At 40.2% G+C, this 14,448-nt stretch carries 12 protein-coding genes; 9 read left to right on the top strand and 3 right to left on the bottom strand.

Features of this window, described 5'->3' with window-relative positions:
• Window positions 1-180: 180 nt before the first annotated feature.
• Window positions 181-2,466, top strand: coding sequence for a prolyl oligopeptidase family serine peptidase (locus IV514_RS11875; RefSeq protein ID WP_241242370.1), 2,286 nt, complete (start codon window positions 181-183; stop codon window positions 2,464-2,466).
• A 212-nt stretch (window positions 2,467-2,678) separates the two neighbouring features.
• A complete protein-coding gene (locus IV514_RS11880) occupies window positions 2,679-2,987 on the top strand; it encodes an antibiotic biosynthesis monooxygenase family protein (RefSeq protein WP_241242347.1) in 309 nt (102 codons plus the stop codon).
• Window positions 2,988-3,004: 17 nt separating this feature from the next.
• Here the strand turns inward: IV514_RS11880 and IV514_RS11885 are convergent, their stop codons facing one another.
• Both IV514_RS11885 and cysZ read right to left on the bottom strand, forming a co-directional pair.
• Entirely contained in the window at window positions 3,005-3,352 is a 348-nt protein-coding gene (locus IV514_RS11885) for a hypothetical protein (protein ID WP_206485488.1), read from the bottom strand.
• Window positions 3,353-3,428: 76 nt separating this feature from the next.
• Window positions 3,429-4,175, bottom strand: coding sequence for a sulfate transporter CysZ (cysZ, locus tag IV514_RS11890; RefSeq protein ID WP_206485489.1), 747 nt, complete (start codon window positions 4,173-4,175; stop codon window positions 3,429-3,431).
• A 150-nt stretch (window positions 4,176-4,325) separates the two neighbouring features.
• On the opposite strand from cysZ, the gene smc reads away from it, so the two are divergent.
• The 4 genes from smc (at window position 4,326) to IV514_RS11910 (ending at window position 11,408) form a co-directional block, all read left to right on the top strand.
• Window positions 4,326-7,868 carry a chromosome segregation protein SMC gene (smc, locus tag IV514_RS11895; RefSeq protein WP_206485490.1) on the top strand — a complete coding sequence of 1,181 codons (3,543 nt, stop codon included), beginning with the start codon at window positions 4,326-4,328 and terminating at the stop codon, window positions 7,866-7,868.
• A gap of 14 nt (window positions 7,869-7,882) precedes the next feature.
• On the top strand, window positions 7,883-8,962 hold the full coding sequence (zipA, locus tag IV514_RS11900) for a cell division protein ZipA (RefSeq protein WP_206485491.1): 1,080 nt from the start codon (window positions 7,883-7,885) through the stop codon (window positions 8,960-8,962).
• Window positions 8,963-9,024: 62 nt separating this feature from the next.
• A complete protein-coding gene (ligA, locus tag IV514_RS11905; RefSeq protein ID WP_206485492.1) occupies window positions 9,025-11,085 on the top strand; it encodes an NAD-dependent DNA ligase LigA in 2,061 nt (686 codons plus the stop codon).
• Complete coding sequence (locus IV514_RS11910; RefSeq protein WP_206485493.1) at window positions 11,085-11,408, top strand: DUF3392 domain-containing protein; 324 nt, start codon at window positions 11,085-11,087, stop codon at window positions 11,406-11,408. The genes ligA and IV514_RS11910 overlap by 1 nt, the downstream gene beginning before the upstream one ends.
• Here the strand turns inward: IV514_RS11910 and IV514_RS11915 are convergent.
• Window positions 11,405-11,767: a hypothetical protein gene (locus IV514_RS11915; RefSeq protein WP_206485494.1), complete on the bottom strand. Its 363-nt coding sequence runs from the start codon at window positions 11,765-11,767 to the stop codon at window positions 11,405-11,407. The genes IV514_RS11910 and IV514_RS11915 overlap by 4 nt on opposite strands.
• Window positions 11,768-11,856: 89 nt before the next feature.
• On the opposite strand from IV514_RS11915, the gene IV514_RS11920 reads away from it, so the two are divergent.
• The 3 genes from IV514_RS11920 to IV514_RS11930 all read left to right on the top strand — a co-directional run bounded on the left by IV514_RS11920 (window position 11,857) and on the right by IV514_RS11930 (window position 14,124).
• The gene (locus IV514_RS11920; protein ID WP_206485495.1) at window positions 11,857-12,531 is read left to right on the top strand and encodes a hypothetical protein; all 675 of its coding nucleotides are present in this window, start codon (window positions 11,857-11,859) and stop codon (window positions 12,529-12,531) included.
• Between the two features lie 169 nt (window positions 12,532-12,700).
• Entirely contained in the window at window positions 12,701-13,399 is a 699-nt protein-coding gene (locus tag IV514_RS11925) for a spondin domain-containing protein (RefSeq protein ID WP_241242371.1), read from the top strand.
• A gap of 8 nt (window positions 13,400-13,407) precedes the next feature.
• A complete protein-coding gene (locus IV514_RS11930) occupies window positions 13,408-14,124 on the top strand; it encodes a spondin domain-containing protein (RefSeq protein WP_206485497.1) in 717 nt (238 codons plus the stop codon).
• Window positions 14,125-14,448: the final 324 nt, after the last annotated feature.

The raw sequence follows: 14,448 nt of genomic DNA on the forward strand, positions 1-14,448 counted from the left end.
CAAAGCGCTGAAAATGTTTTAGCGACAACCAATACCGCTTCTGAGCAAGTGGTAGAGAAGGTTAAGTCAAAACCACAGCTTGCTACAATTAAAGAAAAAAGCGCTAAGGTGGTTAATAAACTAACGCCAGAAGTGACTACCCTTGCAAATGGTGATGTAAAAATTACCTTAGAGCAGATCATGGCTGATCCTGATTGGATGGGGCGCTCACCAGAGAGTTGGTATTGGTCTGATGATAGCCAAGCTATTTTTTACAAGCAAAAGCAGTTAGGTACTCCGCTTCGAGATTTGTTTAGCCAATCTATTTCAGGTGGTGAAGCAAAACAGGTAGCGCTTGCTGACTTACACAAGGTTGCCAATCGTAATGCGGTTGAAAACCAAGCGGGTACGAAACAAGTTTACGTATATGAAGGAAATGTCTTTGTTAAAACCTTAGCCAGTGGAGAGGTTAAACAACTGACTTATACCTCAGCCGTTGAGAGTGCGGCGATGTTTTTAAACAATGGGAATGTGGCATATCGTGTCGCAAATAAGTTTTTTGAACATGACGTGCGCGAAAATAAAATCACTGAACTTGCCAGTTTGAAATTGCAAAATGCGCCAAAATCGAACAAAGAAAGCAGTTATATTGCTAAAGAGCAAAATAAGCTTATTGGTTATATTGCGTTGCAGCAAAAGAATGAACGATTAAAAAAGGAACGTAAAGAGCAATTAAAAGCAGCGAATGCAACCCTAACACAGACGGAATTTTATCTAGGGAAAGACAAACAAGTTGTTCATGCTAGCTTGTCACCTAATGGTGATAAAATGTTAGTTAGCATTGCTGATAAAAAATCGAGCCGTGCTGATAGTGATATCATGCCAAATTACATCACTGACAATGCCCATATCAAAGCAGAAAAAGTCAGGGCGCGTGTAGCGAATAATCGTCAATATAGCCAAGAGCTTTATCTACTGGATTTAACTTCGGGGCAAAAGTTTGCGTTAAGCTACGACACCCTGCCAGGGTTTGATCAAGATGTATTAGCTAGCGTGAAAAAAGAAAATTACGCCCGTGACGGTAAAACTTACCAAAGCAAACGTACGCCACGTAATATTCATGTGATGAGTATGTGGGATCCGATTAAATGGCACCCTGATGGTAAACAGGTCGCGGTGATGTTAGAGGCGTGGGATAATAAAGACCGCTGGTTAGCAACGGTTAACTTGTTAGAAAACAAGTTAGAAAATCAACATCGACTTCATGACGACGCTTGGATCAACTGGTCATTCAATGAGTTTGGCTGGCTCAATGACCGTTTATATTATTTATCAGAAGAGTCTGGCTATTCTCACTTATATACCAAAGCGCTAAAATCAAAAGCTAAAAAGCTGACCAAAGGAGCGTTTGAAGTCAGTGACATCACCTTAACCAAAGATAACTCACAGTTTATTGTTCGGGCAAATAAAAAGCATCCGGGTATTTATGAGATTTATCAAATCAATGCTCGTACGGGAGAAATGACTGCGTTGACCGATTTAGGTGGCATGAATGATTATGCGTTAAGCCCAGATGGTACTAAATTGTTAATAGAACACTCTGAAGTGACTATGCCGCCTGAGCTTTATGTGCAATCACTTGCAGCGGATAAACCCGCTAAAAGATTAACTTATACTGTATCTGAGCAATTTTTATCTATGCCTTGGATTGCACCAACTGTGGTCGCAGTGCCTTCGTCTTATCAAGATGCGCCTGTATATTCACGTGTATATTTGCCAGAAAATTATGACCAGACGCAAGAAAAAAATCGTGCGGTGATGTTTAGTCATGGCGCGGGATATTTACAAAATGCGCATTTAGGTTGGTCGGGCTACTTTCGAGAATTTATGTTCCACAGCATGTTAGTGCAACAAGGTTATGTAGTGATCGACATGGATTATCGCGCGTCAAAAGGTTACGGCCGAGATTGGCGTACGGCCATTTATCGCCATATGGGTAAGCCAGAAGTACAGGACATGCGTGATGGGGTCGAATGGTTAATTGACAATGCGAATGTTGATCGCCGTCGTATCGGTACTTACGGTGGTTCTTATGGTGGCTTCTTAACCTTGATGGCTTTATTTACAGAGCCTGATCTATTTGAGTCTGGTTCTGCGTTACGCTTAGTGTCAGATTGGGCTTATTACAATCATGGTTACACCTCAAACATTTTAAATACGCCGGGTGATGATGCGATCGCCTATGAGCGAAGCTCTCCTATTTATTTTGCCGAAGGACTTGAAAAACCGTTATTAATCAATGCGCCTATGGTGGATGATAATGTTTTCTTTCAAGATACCGTGCGTTTAGTACAGCGCTTGATTGAGTTAGAAAAGCAAGACTTTGAAACGGCAATTTATCCGGTAGAACCTCATGGCTTTGTGCAGCCAAGCTCATGGTTAAATGAATATCGTCGTATTTATAAGTTATTTGAAAATACCCTGTAATTTAATCGTTATGCGGTGAGAGAAGCTCGGCTTGTTGGACACAGGCCGAGCTTTTTTATTGCCATTATTTTAGTATCAAGCATGTAATCAGGGCGAGTCAGCAGTTTGCTAGCATTACTTGTCAAGGTGAATTTACCGATTGAACACGAGGGCTTTTTTGAACATTATTACTTGATTTTAAAGTGAAATAATTTACATTAGAGAGTTGTAATATGTTAAAAAACTTAAAGGATGTTAACGCGATGACCATTACTCGTATCAATCATTTTCATGCTGCGCAAGGAAAAGCTGAGGCACTGGATGAGTTTTTACATTCATTAGTGCCATACATTACCGCTAGTGAGGGCTGTCTTTCTTGCCAAGTGTTAAGAAACGAAGAAAAAACAGACCAGTTTGCAGTGATAGAGCAATGGCAATCTAAAGATCACCACCAACAATCTTTGGCAAATTTTCCAAAAGAGGACATGGCAGCGGCTATGCCATTATTTGCTATGCCTCCAGAAGGTGGTTACTTCAGTTAAATATGAGCATGTTATGGTTATTTTAATAATGCGTCGACTTGATAACGTTTGCCTTGTTGAGAAATTACGACACGTAAATCGCCATTTTTAGTGTTAAAGTGCAAGGTTAAACGCCCACGTTTCATTTCATTGCTGATCGCTTCACCAAAGTGCTGTTGGTAAAACTCAATGATGGCTTGCTCATTTTGTTGAGTGAAATAGTTGATCACTGCCGGTAGTTCATCAGTGTATTGGGCAAAAAGTTTAGCATCATCAAGGGCTGGAATATCAAAATTTTCAGCGTTTGATACCAACGAAAATACAGTACTTAGTGCTGCCAAAAGAGTAATGGTCAGTTTTTTGATTGTTGATTGAGAGTTTTTCATTACTTGCCTCATGCATTAAATATTAGCGTCAGTATGAATTCATTTTCACTTAATGCCAAACTTTAGTTGTTGATCATCATAGAAATTCATCCCGATAATGATCAACCCATAACGCAGTCGCACCACAAATAGCAACTGGCATAATGACTAGGTTGATAATAGGTACCATGGAAAATACCGCAGTGGTAATACCAAAACTATAGCTTAAGCCTTTATGATGTTTTAAGGCGATTTTCATGTCATCAAAATTGATTTTGTGATTATCAAACGCATAATCTTTATATTGCACTGCCATCATCCAGGCAAGAAATAAAAACCAAAATACCTGACCAATCACTGGCACCAGCCAGTATAAAATAAAAAAGCCAATTGCACGGGGTAAATAATAGCGAAATTTACACCATTCGCGGCTAATGGTGCGTGGGATGTCTTTAATGATAGATAATGGCGAACCAGAAGGTGGTGATGAATTTGTCAATAAAGCTTCAATTTTTTCGGCTAATAAGCCGTTAAATGGCGCGGCAATCCAGTTAGCAAATGAGCTAAAAATAAATGAAAACATCACTAATAAGAATAAAACAGCCACTGGCCATATTACGCTAGTTAACCAAGAAAGTGCCTCTGGTAACCATTGTTGTAATTGCACTAAATAGACATCGAGTTGTAAAAACATAAAATAAAAAGCGACGGAAAAAAGCAGTAAATTAACGAATAAAGGAATAAAGACAAAGCGTCTTATCCCTTTGAGTCGGATTAACTCAAAGCCTTTGATTAAATATCCAGCGCCACTGTGGGCATAGGGTTGTTGCATTTTTGATAGCATTTTGTCTATTTATTAATTAGTTAGTGATTTTGTTTCAGTATAGTGACTGATATCGCGCAAGAGAAGCCCTCTATTGTTACAAAGTCTAAAAATTTCTGATAGAGTTTATCGACTGGGTTTAGATTATACGATTGTTAGGCACATCACTTCATGCGATTAAAGCACATTAAATTAGCTGGATTTAAATCGTTTGTTGATCCTACCAAAGTGCCTTTTGAACACCAAATGACTGCAATTGTTGGTCCTAACGGTTGCGGAAAATCCAATATCATTGATGCTGTACGTTGGGTGCTGGGTGAAAGTTCAGCGAAAAACTTACGTGGTGATGCCATGACTGATGTTATTTTTAATGGTGCATCGACGCGAAAATCTGTTGGGCAAGCCAGTGTTGAATTATTGTTTGATAATGCGACTGAACACATTACAGGTTCTATGGCTGATCGCAACCAGGTTTCTATTCGCCGCGTGGTTAATCGTGACAGCCAAAATACTTATTATCTTAATGGCACTAAGTGTCGGCGCAAAGATATCACTGACATATTTTTGGGAACTGGGCTTGGGCCACGTAGCTATGCCATTATTGAACAAGGCACCATTTCGCGGTTAATAGAGTCTAAACCACAAGAATTAAGGGTATTTATTGAAGAAGCTGCGGGTATTTCTAAGTATAAAGAGCGTCGACGAGATACCGAGAATAAGATCCGTCACACCAGAGAAAATCTTGCTAGATTAACGGATATTCGTTTTGAGTTAAGCCAGCAAATTGATAAATTGCACCAGCAAGCTGAAGCCGCTAAACGCTTTAGAACGTTAAAAAAACAAGAGCGCCAGTTTAAAGCCGAACTTGCGGTATTGCGCTGGCAAAAGTTTGACCAACAACATAAAAAACATCAGCAAGATATTCTGGCGTTGCAAAGGAAAATCGAACAACAGCAAAGTGAGCAAGCAACGAATGAACTTGAGCTGATAAACGCCAAGCAACAGGGGGTTTTGCTTAATGATGGTATTCAACAACTGCAACAACAAAAAATTGATTTAACTAATAAAGTTGCGCGTTTAGAACAACAACTTCAGCATGCAAAACAACATCAGGCGAAGTTACAACAAGATAAATATCAATATACCGAGCAGTTGAACCAAGCTCAGCAAGCATTGTTGAGTGAGCAACAGTACATACAAACATTGTCAGTCAAGCAAGAACACCAATCAGCCGAGTTTGTTCGCCTTAAGCAACAAATTCAAGAAGTGCAGTTGCAACTCGAACAAGCGAATGAACAACTTAATTTGCAGCAACAAGCTTGGTATCAGGCACAACGGCATAAAGAGCAACAACGTCAAATACGACAAAATTGGTTGGATAAACAAACTCAGTTACAAGCTCAGCAAAAACATATCCATGCGCGTTTAGCTCAACTTAAAGAGCAGCAGACAAGCTTGCAACAACAATCACAACGCCACAGTGAACAAAGTGATGGACATCCAGAACTTCAAGATGAGTTTTTAGTCGAACAAATAGCACAGTTATCACAGGATCTTGATGAAAACGCAGCACAAATTGCCGAACTTGAACAACAATTAAAGCAGGCTATTATCCAGCAAAGTGAAACTCGTGGCAGTGAACAAGCATTAGCTAAACAAGTGGAATATCTACAAGGGAAGTTAACGGCAAAAAGTGATTGGCAAGCGCAGCAACAACAATGGCTTGCAGAAAATGGTTATCGAAATCATCCGACGGTACAAGAAAGTGTCTCAGTGGCTACCGGTTGGGAGTTGGCTGCTGAAATGGTGTTGGCCAGTCAGCTTAAAGCGGTCAGTATGACGGAGCTACCTTTTGCTTTACTAGCAAACAATGAATTGCCTGAATCATTAATGCTCTTAGCTGAGCAGACACCAGATAAGGCCATCGCAAGTGAGCAGATCCTCTCGGGTAGTTTAGCTGAGAAAGTGCATGCAACGCCAATATTGAATATTGAGTTGAATCGAATTCAAACCGCCAATAATTTAGCCGAGGCGTTAGCCATCTTACCTAGCTTAACCGCGGAACAATCGGTGATATGTCCGCAGGGATTTTGGTTAAGCCAACGTTTTGTTCGTTATGGGATTGCAGAGCAGAAAAATGATCATTTAGTGCAACAACGTGAATTAAGTGAATTAATTACTAGTCAACAAGAGTTACGACAGAAAAACGCTGAAAATGAAGAGAAAATTAGTGTTTATCAACAGCAAATTACTTTATTGACCACTCAGCAACAAGAACGCACGGCACAACTTAAGCAAAAACAGCAGTTATTGTCGCAAAGAGTGCAAGAGCAGCAATTGGCGCAACAATCAAAGCAGTTAGTTGAACAACAGTTAAGCTCAATCACCAAAGAGCAACAACAATTACATGATCAATTGCAAGCGCTTGAACAATCACTAGCGCAAGTGGTTCAGGAACTATCATCTCTAGCAAATTCTTCTACTGAGAAAAATGCAGTTGAAAGTGAAAACGATAAACAAACGCTAAGTGATATCGAGCCTCTGATTGAGCAATTGCAACAAGATGTTAAGCGTAGCCAAAGCCAGCACCATACATTAGTGCAAGAAAAACATCAGGTTGAGTTAGCGTTAGAAAAAACAAAGCATCAATACCAGCAAGCGTCTCAAACTATTGTACGTTTACAGGAAAGTATTGCTCAACTCACAGAGCAGCAAGCTAAACATGGCGAAATGCTCCAAGACAATATTGCGCCAATAGCTGATGATGAACAGCAATTAGCAATATGGCTTGAACAAATGAGCACGCTTGAATTGCAATTGGTGGATAAACAGCAAGGAGCAAAACAAGCGCAACAACAAGTCAATGACATTGAACAAACGCAACGCTCTGCAGTCGAATCAACTAATCAGCTGACTCAGCAATTGAATCAAATTTCTTTAGATGCTGAAAGTAGCCGGTTAAAAGCTGAGTCAGCAGTAGAGCAGTTGCAAGAATTAGGACAATCTCGTCAGATGATTGTGCAACAAATGCCAGCGCACGCTAGAGAAAGTCAATGGCAAGCACAAATTATTAAACTTGGTAAAGACATTCAATCACTTGGCGCGATTAATTTAGCAGCAATTGATGAGTTTGAAACACAATTAAATCGAAAAAACTATCTTGATCAACAAGATCAAGATTTAAATCTTGCGATTTCAACGTTAGAATCAGCGATAGAAAAAATAGATAAAGAAAGTCGGCAGAAGTTTAAGTTAACATTTGATAAAGTGAATCAAGATTTGCAGTCGTTGTTTCCTAAAGTATTTGGTGGCGGCAGTGCGTATTTAAGCCTCACAGGTGATGACTTGCTAGAAACCGGTATCACCATAATGGCGAGACCGCCGGGCAAAAAAAATAGTACGATTCATTTATTATCGGGTGGAGAAAAGGCATTAACCGCATTATCATTGGTGTTTGCTATTTTTCGCTTAAATCCAGCGCCATTTTGCATGTTAGACGAAGTAGACGCGCCATTAGATGACGCCAACGTGGGTCGATTTTGCAACTTGGTTAAAGAAATGTCGCAAACCGTACAATTTATTTATATTAGTCATAATAAAATAGCGATGGAAATGGCTACGCATTTAACAGGGGTCACTATGTTTGAAGCTGGTGTTTCAAGAATGGTTACCGTTGATATTGACGAAGCAATCGCCATGGCAGAAGTATCATAACAATAGGCTAGGTAATGGAAGATAATTTTAGAAACGCATTAATTATTATCAGTGCTATCGTAATAGTAGCCATATTTATACATGGCTTTTGGACTATTCGAAAGAATAAAAATCCCTATAAATTAAAAGCGAAAAACGAGAAAATTGTCCCCGAACCTCGTGGTTATGATAGTTCAGGTTTTGATCAAGATGGTATTGGTAAAGTACGCGTTGTTGGCACTAATTTAAGTGATGATGAAATTCCTTCAGAGCCAGCGCCAGCACCAAGCTATGATGAAGAGCCTCTTCCGATAGATGTTGAAAAACCTAGTGCAGAAAATCCAGCACTAGAACCCTCATTAGGGGATTTATCCGATATTAATGAACAACCACCGCTCAATAATACGCCGCCGCAAGCTCAATCAAGCGATACTGCGCCGCAACCTGAAATTAATCTGGACAGTGAACCAGAAGTAAAAGTTCAAACCGAGCTAGAAGAGCAGAGTGTCTATAAACAACCGGTGGAAAAGCCTAAACCTGTGCGTAAAAAGGCTAAGCGACCAACCTCGGCACAGAAATTAAAACGTAATCAAATGGAAATTAACTTTGGTGACGAAGTAGCACAAGACGAACTACCTTCAATATCGGCCAATGAAGAATTGGAGGTGAAAAAGCCAGACATTGATCCTGAAGTGCTCGTGGTGTCTGTTGTGATGCCAGAAGGTCAGCAAATTTCTGGGGCAGCATTATTACCTACCTTGTTAACGCTCGGGTTACGCTATGGTGATATGAATATTTTCCATCGTCACCAAGACAATGCGGGCAATGGTAAAGTGACCTTTAGTTTAGCTAATATGATGAATCCTGGTACCTTTGATTTAGACGAAATTGAAACCTTTGTCACGCAAGGGATCAGCTTGTTTATGACCTTGCCAAATGCAGGGGACCCATTTGAAGTATTTGAGCATATGATGAATGCGGCTAAGCAATTATCAACAGAGTTTCATGCGCAATTGTTAGATGACAAGCGTAGCGTGATGACCAAACAAACAGAACAACACTACATGAGCAAAATTCGCGAATTTGAACGTCGAAACTGCATTGCCTCTGCTTAAATTGTAAATACTTAAGTCGCTATTTGAGTTGTCATTTAGCGACTTATACTAATGAAAATAATATGACTGACTTACCTGTGAACACCGAACAAAAGCAACGTGTTGAAGCCTTACATCAACAAATTAATTTATATAACCATCAGTATTATGTGTTAGATGAACCGACCGTGCCAGATGCCGAATATGATCGTTTAATGCGAGAGTTAATGGCGATAGAAGCCGAGCATCCTGAATTAATTACACCTGACTCTCCTAGTCAACGTGTTGGCGGCAAAGCGTTAACCGCATTTAGTCAAGTGACTCATCAAGTGCCTATGTTATCACTGGATAACGTTTTTTCAGCACAAGAGTGGTTAAGCTTTGTTAAACGTATTCAAGACAGGCTTAAATCTAGCGCACCATTGCACTTTTGTGCTGAGCCTAAGTTAGATGGTTTAGCGGTTAGTTTGCGCTATGAACAAGGGGTTTTTGTGCAAGCAGCAACCCGAGGTGATGGTACTACAGGCGAGAATATTACTGAAAATGTTCGTACGATAAAATCTATCCCTCTTAAACTTCAAGGTAATGATTTTCCAGATGTTTTAGAAGTGCGTGGTGAAGTATTTATGCCCAAGCACAGCTTTGAAAGTTTAAATGCTATTGCGATCAAAAAAGGTGAAAAAACCTTTGCGAATCCACGAAATGCTGCTGCTGGTAGTTTACGTCAACTTGATTCCAAAATTACTGCAAAACGTAATTTAGCTTTTTATGCTTACGGTTTAGGCTATGTTGAGCTCGAAGGTAGTGCAGAAAATGCTTCACAATGGCTTGCTGATTCTCATTATCAACGTTTATGTCAATTAAAACAATTAGGCTTGCCTATGTGCCCTGAGGTGAAGCTGTTAACGAGTGCAAATGATGTTGAAGCGTTTTATCAGGATGTTTTACAACGCCGTGATCAATTAAGTTATGAAATTGATGGCACGGTATTTAAAGTGGATGATATTGCATTACAACAACAATTAGGTTTTGTTGCCCGCGCGCCACGTTGGGCTACTGCTTATAAGTTTCCAGCGCAAGAAGAATTAACTGTGCTTGAAGGGGTCGAGTTTCAAGTAGGGCGCACTGGCGCTATTACGCCCGTTGCACGATTACGCCCTGTGTTTGTTGGTGGTGTTACCGTCAGTAATGCAACGCTACATAACCAAGATGAAATTAACCGTTTAGCGATCAAAATTAATGATACCGTGATTATTCGTCGTGCCGGTGATGTGATCCCGCAAATTGTCAGTGTGGTAGTCGATAAGCGCCCTGATGATGCCACTGAGATCGTTTTTCCTAGCACGTGTCCTATATGTGATTCAAGTGTCAAGCGATTACCTGGTGAAGCGGTATTGCGTTGTACCGGTGGGCTATATTGCGCGGCTCAACGCAAAGAAGCGATCAAACATTTTTCTTCTCGCAAAGCCCTCGATATTGATGGCTTAGGGGATAAGTTAGTGGAACAATTGGTTGAAGAGGGGTTAATTAAAACGCCGGTTGATTTATTTAAGCTCACAGAGTTAGATGTCAGTACCATGGAGCGAATGGGGGCGAAGTCTGCAAACAATTTAATTCAATCAATTGAAAAGTCTAGACAAACGACCTTACCGAAATTTATCTATGCATTAGGGATCAGGGAAGTAGGCGAAACCACGGCAGCCAATTTGGCTCATCATTATTTGACTTTTGAGGCGTTAAAAGCCGCCGATAGTGAAAGTTTACAAAAAGTCCCCGATGTAGGCAGTGTCGTGGCCAATAATATCGTCACTTTTTTTGCACAACCGCATAATAGTGAAGTCGTTACTGAGCTAGAGGCTATTATGACGTGGCCTGACATTGAAATGAAAGCGCCTGATGAACAGCCATTAGTTGAGCAAACCTTTGTGCTTACTGGGACATTAAGTCAAATGGGGCGTAATGAAGCTAAAGCGCATTTACAGTCGTTAGGGGCAAAAGTTTCCGGTAGTGTTTCTGCTAAAACTGATTATTTAGTTGCGGGTGAAAAAGCAGGCTCTAAGCTGACTAAAGCGCAAACTCTTGGTATTAAGGTATTAACTGAACAAGAAATGTTAGCCATGTTAGCAGAGCATGGGATCAATTAATGACGAGTGTAATGATTGAATTGGGCCAGTGGTTTCGTCCATATCAGTATCAGTGTGCGATGGCGCTTATCGCGACAATTTTAGTCATATTTGGTAATGACATTAACAGCGCGATTAAACATTTAGTACGGAAGCAGCATTTTGTTGTTCGTACTTTTATCTTTGTGTTGGTCTGCGCTATTGGATATGGCTTAGCGACGGTATGGCTGACTAGTGTATTATCGGCACAATTAGCAAAAATCCCTGATTTTTATATTGTACCCGTAGTGGCGAGCAGTTTTTTTATCTTAGGAATTTACGCACAGCGACAGCGTCATATTTAAATAACGATGAGTGCGTAAATAAATAACAAGGTGGGCAAAGGCAAAATAAAGCCAAATAAAATTGTTTCACACCATTCGATGATTCGATAAAACCTGATCCAGATTTTGTCTTGAACTTTGTTCGATGCGAGCTCTTGAAAAAAGAAGATAAAAGCACTGAAAACTAGCGCTTGGAGCGCGCTAAATAGAATAAATATCGTTAACCAAATAAGGATAGCGGGGGTTTGAGTGCCGACTTGGGTTTGTAAAAGATAAAAGAGAATGAATCCCCCAAGACTCCATGCTAACAGCTTCCAACGATAACTTATGGCAGTAAGAGCAACCGAGTTAAAAATTTCTGGGGTTAACCACACCTTCATCTTTGTTAATTTATCCTCATTTAATGTTATGATGAGCACCATAACATGGAACCTATATAAAGCTTTAGCTATTTAACGATAAAATCCTTATGAATAATAATCTGCTCAAACTAATGTTTATCATGCTGTTAACTTCATTTATTAGCGTCGTATATGCGATGAATAATGAAGTTGATTTGCCTAATGGTTCAGAGAAAAGCCTAGAGCCAAAAACAGTCAAGCAGAAACCCAACCAGCACGCTGAAAAGGCAGTTGAAATTCGTGCTGGTCATGCTCGGGCATTACAGTCATTAGCGGATGAAAAATATCAGGAATTTGACTATAAAAATCTGGTATTGAAAGTTGAAAAACTGACCGACAGTCAGGGGCTTAGTTATTTAGCTGGACGGGTACCTGATGCAGAAGTAGGGCAATACTTAAAGCAAATGCAGTTGATTTTAGCTGATGACTATCAAACGTTTCGCCAACAACAAAGTGCCCGAGATCACGGAGAGTTTCATATAACCCTTATTAACCCTTATGAATATCAGGCATTAACCGATAAAACATCGGTATTAAATCAGCCGATCAGAGTTAAGCTCCATGGCCTTGGTCGGGTCAGCCAAGGTAATAAAACCACCTATTATGTGGTAGCAAGCTCTGATGACGGACAATTTCTTCGTCAAAAATTATTATTACCAGAGAAAGACTTCCACGTGACCTTAGGCTTTAATCCTCAAGACGTTTACGGGGTTTCTAAAGGGTTAGAAACACTGATCAAATAACGAGCTAATCATACTAAGTTAACTAGATTAAGAACGGTAGTTCCTGGTTTTAATTTCATCAAATATATTATTTAAACGTGTGATACTTTTGTGATATCTACGTGAAAAATTCGCAATATTTCCTTTGCATACTGTATTGGCAATCATAAATACAATGAAGGAAAATATGATGAAATTACAAGCATTTATTGTTGGTCTAGCGTGTGCTACAACATCCGCTTTTACTAGTGCTCAACAGCTCGAAATAACCGTTACTAACTTGACTCATGGCATCCATTTTACCCCTATTTTAATTGGTGCTCATGACGACTCTATGCATGTTTTTAAAGTGGGCGAACAAGCCTCTGCGCAATTACAAATGATGGCAGAAGGTGGTGATATTTCTGGTTTATCTCAAATGTTAAGCTCTTCAAATGCCGATGTTGTCGAAAACCCAGCAGCAGGCTTGCTTGCTCCTACCATGTCGACCACCACTATGTTAAATACGGCAGATAGCAATAGTTATCTTTCGGTTGTGGCGATGATGCTTCCTACCAATGATGGCTTTATTGGGGTTAATAGCTGGATGATCCCGACAGAACCCGGTAGTTACACCTTCAATGTGAATGCTTATGATGCAGGCACAGAAGCGAATGATGAAATTATCAATGGTGGCGGCGCCGTTGGTACGCCTGGGATACCTATTGCTCCAGGAGGAAATGGAGGCTCAGGTGCCAGTGGCGTGACCATGGACGAAACCACACCTTATGTGCATATACATCGTGGAAGTTTAGGTGACGATGATTTAACGGCGGGTAAAAGTGATTTAGATAACACTGTGCATCGTTGGTTAAATCCGGTAGCACGTATTACCGTAGTGGTTAACTAGGAGGCAATATGAAGCTTTTTAAATATACTCTTTGCTTGTTAACAGTACCTGTGATTTTACTCAGTGGCTGTAATGATTCGAGTAATTCAGCACCAATCAAGGGGGAGATGAAGCCAACACCCGTAACCTATAAGTATCAGGTGATAGTGCAAAATCTAACCTATGGCCAGCCTTTTTCACCTCTCGCGGTAGTGTTACATGACGAAGGAGATTTTTGGCAAATCGGTAATACTGCTAGCCTTGAATTGGAGAACTTAGCTGAAAGTGGTGATAATACGATGCTACTTGCCGCTAATAATGTGTTATCAGGTGTGTCGAGTGAGGACATTTTAATGCCAAGTATAAGCCAAAGCGTTGAGATCACCTTAGATGATCATCAGGCAAGTTATTTGTCGGTGGTGACAATGTTGGTCAATACCAATGACGCTTTTACAGGTATTAATGCCCTGGATATCTCATCACTAGCGGTAGGTGAAAGTATTTCGTTAATGGCGGGTTCTTATGATGCAGGAACAGAAAAAAATACTGAGCTGCAAGACACTATTCCAGGACCTGCTTCAGGCGGTACTGGTGAAGGATTTAATGCTACAAGGGATGATATCGACCTTGTGACTATGCATCCAGGTGTAGTGACCCTTGATGATGGCTTATCAACATCAGTGTTAACTCAAGCACACCGTTTTGATAATCCGACTATTCAGGTCTCTGTCAGTCGTATTGAATAGTGACTTTTAATAATACGTAACGGCGAACTAAAACGATTAGGGCGTGTTGATTTTTCAAGTTTGTTTTTGCAGCAGTTTGTTGGAAATTTATATAAGGCAGTGCTTTTGATGTGTGGTTGTTCCACATGATAAAGCACTAAAGATTTTGTGCTCTTGCAAAATCACCTTACCCCACATCCATGTGGGGCAACATAGTAGAAATGACAACAAACGCTGCCTGATAGTTTCGGTTAAAAGCGTTTTACTCTTTGTTGTGAGGAGATTTGCTTAGATGACTAAGCGTCATTTCTCACGCCGCGTTTAAAACGCTTTTATCTCGAACAA

The sequence above is a fragment of the Thalassotalea sp. G2M2-11 genome (genome assembly GCF_017168195.1).
Lineage (GTDB): Bacteria > Pseudomonadota > Gammaproteobacteria > Enterobacterales > Alteromonadaceae > Thalassotalea_E.

Bases quoted from the DNA above. Each gene is read 5' to 3' on its own strand.
- smc (WP_206485490.1), top strand. From the start codon at position 4,326: ATGCGATTAAAGCACATTAAATTAGCTGGATTTAAATCGTTTGTTGAT.
- IV514_RS11880 (WP_241242347.1), top strand. From the start codon at position 2,679: ATGTTAAAAAACTTAAAGGATGTTAACGCGATGACCATTACTCGTATC.
- IV514_RS11920 (WP_206485495.1), top strand. From the start codon at position 11,857: ATGAATAATAATCTGCTCAAACTAATGTTTATCATGCTGTTAACTTCA.
- IV514_RS11930 (WP_206485497.1), top strand. From the start codon at position 13,408: ATGAAGCTTTTTAAATATACTCTTTGCTTGTTAACAGTACCTGTGATT.
- ligA (WP_206485492.1), top strand. From the start codon at position 9,025: ATGACTGACTTACCTGTGAACACCGAACAAAAGCAACGTGTTGAAGCC.
- IV514_RS11910 (WP_206485493.1), top strand. From the start codon at position 11,085: ATGACGAGTGTAATGATTGAATTGGGCCAGTGGTTTCGTCCATATCAG.
- cysZ (WP_206485489.1), bottom strand. From the start codon at position 4,175: ATGCTATCAAAAATGCAACAACCCTATGCCCACAGTGGCGCTGGATAT.
- IV514_RS11885 (WP_206485488.1), bottom strand. From the start codon at position 3,352: ATGAAAAACTCTCAATCAACAATCAAAAAACTGACCATTACTCTTTTG.
- IV514_RS11915 (WP_206485494.1), bottom strand. From the start codon at position 11,767: ATGAAGGTGTGGTTAACCCCAGAAATTTTTAACTCGGTTGCTCTTACT.
- IV514_RS11925 (WP_241242371.1), top strand. From the start codon at position 12,701: ATGAAATTACAAGCATTTATTGTTGGTCTAGCGTGTGCTACAACATCC.
- zipA (WP_206485491.1), top strand. From the start codon at position 7,883: ATGGAAGATAATTTTAGAAACGCATTAATTATTATCAGTGCTATCGTA.
- IV514_RS11875 (WP_241242370.1), top strand. From the start codon at position 181: ATGGCTGATCCTGATTGGATGGGGCGCTCACCAGAGAGTTGGTATTGG.